7 protein-coding genes are annotated in these 4433 nt (G+C 24.0%); 1 reads left to right on the forward strand and 6 read right to left on the reverse strand.

Going from position 1 to position 4433, the window contains the following annotated elements; translation table 11 throughout:
* Positions 1-62: 62 nt before the first annotated feature.
* From OL66_RS01860 to OL66_RS01875, 4 genes are all read right to left on the reverse strand, one after another.
* A complete protein-coding gene (locus tag OL66_RS01860; RefSeq protein ID WP_084066015.1) occupies positions 63-419 on the reverse strand; it encodes a chromosome partitioning protein ParA in 357 nt (118 codons plus the stop codon).
* 151 nt (positions 420-570) lie between these two features.
* Complete coding sequence (locus tag OL66_RS01865; RefSeq protein WP_034172238.1) at positions 571-1083, reverse strand: hypothetical protein; 513 nt, start codon at positions 1081-1083, stop codon at positions 571-573.
* A gap of 793 nt (positions 1084-1876) precedes the next feature.
* Positions 1877-2347, reverse strand: coding sequence for a hypothetical protein (locus OL66_RS01870; protein ID WP_034172239.1), 471 nt, complete (start codon positions 2345-2347; stop codon positions 1877-1879).
* Positions 2332-2601 carry a hypothetical protein gene (locus OL66_RS01875; RefSeq protein WP_034172240.1) on the reverse strand — a complete coding sequence of 90 codons (270 nt, stop codon included), beginning with the start codon at positions 2599-2601 and terminating at the stop codon, positions 2332-2334. Before OL66_RS01875 ends, OL66_RS01870 begins: the two co-directional genes overlap by 16 nt.
* Before the next feature lie 452 nt (positions 2602-3053).
* Here OL66_RS01875 and OL66_RS01880 point away from each other — a divergent pair, with 452 nt between their 5' ends.
* Positions 3054-3266 (forward strand): hypothetical protein, encoded by a 213-nt coding sequence (locus OL66_RS01880; RefSeq protein ID WP_034172241.1) that lies wholly within the window; start codon positions 3054-3056, stop codon positions 3264-3266.
* A gap of 12 nt (positions 3267-3278) precedes the next feature.
* Here the strand turns inward: OL66_RS01880 and OL66_RS04285 are convergent, their stop codons facing one another.
* Together OL66_RS04285 and OL66_RS04290 are read right to left on the reverse strand one after the other, a co-directional pair.
* Positions 3279-3527: a hypothetical protein gene (locus OL66_RS04285; protein ID WP_238568791.1), complete on the reverse strand. Its 249-nt coding sequence runs from the start codon at positions 3525-3527 to the stop codon at positions 3279-3281.
* Between the two features lie 11 nt (positions 3528-3538).
* The gene (locus OL66_RS04290; RefSeq protein WP_238568792.1) at positions 3539-3937 is read right to left on the reverse strand and encodes a hypothetical protein; all 399 of its coding nucleotides are present in this window, start codon (positions 3935-3937) and stop codon (positions 3539-3541) included.
* Positions 3938-4433: the final 496 nt, after the last annotated feature.

Here is a 4433-nt window from a genome sequence, read left to right on the forward strand (position 1 = left end):
AGTTCCTTTCGGGTAATTTTGAATATACCAATATTTTAACACATTTAATTTTTGAATTTTAATTAAAACCAACTTTTGAACCAAGAAGTTACTTTTTCAGTTGTACGTTTAGTTATTTTAACTGCGTCGTTTGTGATTTTTGTAGTCAAAGGTTTAATTGCACCACTATAGGTGTTTTCTTGCGCTTTAATCATTAAATCTATTTTTGTTAATTCTTCTTGTTTTTGAGTTAAATTATCACTTCTTGTTTGTAATTGTACTTTAGTTTCTTCATGGGCTTTTTGTTCGTCTTTTATTTGTTCTTTAAGTTTGTTGATTTCATGACGGAGTTCGGCATTTTCTTCAAGATATTTACCAGAGACGTTTTCTAAAGCTTTAATGGTTCCTTCTAAAGCTTCAATGTGAAGGCCTTGTTGCACCCATTTATCGATTTGTTGTTCTAATTCTTCTGCGCTGTTGCATTTTTTTAGACACTTTTTTGAATGAAAACAATATTTCTTTAGTTTGAAAAGATATTAAATTATCTATTAATTTTTAGTCTTAAAGAATAATTTTAGAGACAAAAGTTGTCTAAAAAAATGCAACAGCGCAATCTCTATTGTCCCAATCAATTATAAGGTTTTGCTCTGTACTTTCAGCTTTGTAACATCTTCTAGATGCTTTGCTGTCATCACCATAAAAAGTTTTATCCCAAGATTCAGACCAATCAATTATAAGGTTTTGCTCTGTACTTTCTGGTTTATAAAATCTTTGTGAAAATATTTTTTTATTTTCTGCTGGAACAGTTTCAACAGAGGCAGTCCAAGATTTGAACCAATCAATTTTTCGTTCTTGTTCTGTTTGCTCTTTTGCATAATATATTTGTTTGGTAGGATTTTGTCCGCTTTCGTCATAAATTGTATCATAAGAACTTAGCCAATTAATTTTGGGATTTGTTTCTGTATGTCCTTGGAAAAACTTTCTTTGAGATAATTCGTTACCCTTATTATCATAAATTCTATCATAAGTATTATCATGTCTCCAATTAACTGTTCCATTTGCGTTAAGTACTCTTGAAACAAGTTTTTTATTATTACCAACCATTAAAGCTTTCTTTTGAGTTGTTAAAGTAGTGTTGTTTTGCTTTTTGGTGATAGTTTTAGTATTATTTGTATTGTTGTGGATTTCTTGCCATTCATCTAAAATTGCTTGTCTTTTATTTTGTTATTTGTCAGCTTTGGCTGTATTATAATTTGATCCCAAAACTAAAAACCCTAAAAAAATTAAAAAACAAAGTTTAGATAATTTAGATAATTTGAAATAGTTCTCGAAGTCTTTGTCTAAATTATTCATTTGGGCACTATATGACTTTCTATTGTTATTATTTTTGTGATTTAAAAAATAATTAAAATTTAAAAATTCTTCTTTTTTTAAAAAAATAAAAAATAATGATTGATGTGTAAAAATTAATTTTGTTATGATTCTATTTAATGATTCTAATGATTCTCGAAAGTTCTTAAAGAAGAATCATTTTTAAAGCATCTTAGAAATATATTTTAAAAAAACAAAAAAGTTAAATATCTAAATGAAAAATAATTGTTGTTTTGAATGCATTTTTTCTACATCATTTTATTCCCCTTTTTAAATTTTGCAACAGCAATTTAAAAAAATAAAATATTGCTATTAACATCATTTTATCACAAAAAACAAGTTTTTTTGCTCACTAATCTGTAGATCATGAGTGTTTTCCTTGCAATTTTGTATATAAAAAAAAGACCAACTTTTTAGAGTTGATCTTATTTAATGTAGCAAATATTTGATTTTTTGAAAGTTTTAGAACAATTATGGGCGTTTATTATGGCAATTTATTTGTTGTTATAAATAGATAAAGTTTTTCTTACAGGATTAAAGTATAAATTAAACTTTCTTTGCAGTTAAATTGGTTTTGGCAAATGTTTAATATTAAATTACCTAAAAAATTCTCTTTGTCTTGAATTAATAATTTTTGAGGACCGTTATATTCCATAATTATAATCTTATTTATTTTATCTAAGGTAATTGCCATATTTTGGTTAAAAATAGTATTGTTATCTTGTATTATTTGGTTTTGAGCAAAAATATCTATCTTATTTAAAGTTTGGATTTGCCATTTATTAAAAGGATTTTGCAATAATTTAATCCATTGCGAATCTAAAGGTTCTTGAAAATGGTTATTTCTTTGTTGAATCAAATCAAGTTCTTTTTGGATTTGAGTAATTTTTTGGGGATTTATTATTTGTTCTAATATTTGAGCATCAGTTAATTCGGAAATAGATTCTAAATTTGTAATAGTTGGTTTTTTGAGCTCTTGGGTTAAAATATTTTGCATACGTGATAATTCTTTTGATAATATCTAAATCCGTTAATGCCATCAAAAATGTATTTGTTGTGAGTCATTAAAGTAGGTTTGTGGATTATAGATACAAATTCTATTTCCTTATTTAAAGTTTTATCCCACTTTTTTTCCTTGATTTTGTTTGGGTGAGTTTTTTTATAGTTTTTGAGAGTTTGGATTTGAGGTGTGCTAATAGCTACTTTTTTGCTTGCAATTTTATGATTTAGTCTTTGATTTCTAAATTGCAAATAAACTAAACCAATTAATAATGTTATTGATGTTATAGAAATGCAAAAAATACAAAATAATTTGAATTGGGGGTTTTTGTGGTAAAATAGTAGTTTTTTTTGATTTTGAAAATGATTAATGAAGTTTGGCTCCTTTGTGATTAAAAATATTTAAATATATCCAAAATGGGAATAATTTAAATGATAGGAATAATGAAATGATGAAATATATTAAAAAATAATGACAATAATGACAAAATATAAAAAAGTTATTTTAAAAGTTGTATAATATCTTTATAAAGGTAAAAAAGCAAACCAAATATGGTAAAGATAAAATCAAGCCAAAATTTATGTCTAAAAGATTAAAATAAAAGCTGAAATGCAAAAACGGCATTAAAAAACTAACTTATATTATTTTATTTGATGAACTAAAAATAATTTATTAATAAAAATAAAACGAAAAGGCGATATTCATGTTAAAAAGACAAGCTAAAGAACAAAAAATTAGAAGAATGTTGAAAAAAGTTAATATTGATAAATTAAAAATTGTGATTTTGAAAAATTGTAGTAAAAAAACTCATTTTGAAGTTAAAAATCAGATTCTTTTTGTCAATCCTCAAGTTAAAGTTATTGTAGATCAAGTTTTGGAAGAATTGAGGAAAAAAATGGATTTGAAAAATAATTAGTCATTTACCAAATTATATATTTAATTTATCAGATTCATTTATAATTTCTAATATAGTTGTTTTTATAAGAGTTTCTAATTCTTGCATATCTTTTTGAAATATGGTAGTTATATTACCATTTTGAGCTATTTTTTGAATTATTTTTTTGAGAGTTTGGAATTTGTTTCTTAACTCCATTAAATTAAAAGATTGTTTTCTTAATTGTTTTATTAAAATATTTTGTTCTGGATTAGATTCAAGTTTGGCATTTGCATTAGCCATCAAATTTTGTTTTATAAAATCTTAATGTCTGTGATTTTGAGTTTGCCTGCATTCATATCAATTATAATTTTATTTTTTTCAAGCAAGCTTAGTTGATTTTTTAATATTTGATCTATATCATTATTAATATAGGTTTGTATTTTATCCAAAATATTTGTTGCTGTTTGTTGCCATTTATTTGTGTTATGCAATAATTGGTCTTTTAAAGCTAATATAAGTTCGGTATTTGGTTTTTCTTTTTTCCAAAAAATATGCATTTTATTGTTTTGATTTTGATTTAAGGCATCTAAAAGATTATTTTGGGTTTGGTATGATTTCATTTTTTCATCATTAAAGTTTAAAAAAATAGCAAAAATTTTGTGTTGGATAGCATCAGTAATTTTTTGATTTGCATTACTTTTAGAAAGCATATGATAATTATAAGCAAAAACTTCTTGGTTCCAATCAGGGTTTATTTTTCTAAATTCGGTTTTTAAATTTTCTAAATTAGGATTGAGACCTAAATAATGTTCAATAATGTTTGTCTTGGTATCGGGTTTGATTTCAGGAAGGATGTGGCTTAATTTTGCATTAGGAACAGATTTATTTTTTGTTTAATAAAAATAATTGCAGATAACAAAATTATTAGCGCGATAATAAATGTGATAATTATTAAATACTTGTAGTATTTAGTTTGAATAGATTTCATTAAAAATAACAAAATCCTTTCTATTGAAAACTAGTTTCCTTAAATATTATACTATTATTTACTGACTATACATTATTATATTTGGAAATGTTGAAAAATTCATATTTTATCTTTTGTCAATTTACAAATTTAGTTTAGCAACTACTTTTATGTGGTAAAATATATAAGAATTAGTTTTTATTACAACTTAATCTAATTTATAAATTATTTAATAAAGT

The sequence above is a fragment of the Chrysanthemum yellows phytoplasma genome (genome assembly GCF_000803325.1).
Lineage (GTDB): Bacteria > Bacillota_I > Bacilli_A > Acholeplasmatales > Acholeplasmataceae > Phytoplasma > Phytoplasma asteris.